Here is a 218-nt window from a genome sequence, read left to right as displayed (position 1 = left end):
CCCCGGACAGCTCGGCGGGCTGCCAGGAGCGGCCACGCGGGGCCGGCGCGGGCGCGGGGCTCGGCTCGGGCGACGGCCCAGCGCTGCCCGCGGGCTCCGCCTGGCGCGGCGCTGAGGCGGCGTGATCGCGGAGCGCGCTCGGCCCAACGCCGGAAGCGATGAGGCGGTCCAGCTGATCGAGCACGATCGCACGCAGCTCGGGGGGCGGGGAAACCGGG

Source organism: Leucobacter sp. M11 (assembly GCF_035726885.1).
Lineage (GTDB): Bacteria > Actinomycetota > Actinomycetes > Actinomycetales > Microbacteriaceae > JAPFRB01.
The sequence above is the reverse complement of the archived record's forward strand: the minus strand, read 5'-3'. Positions refer to the sequence as shown.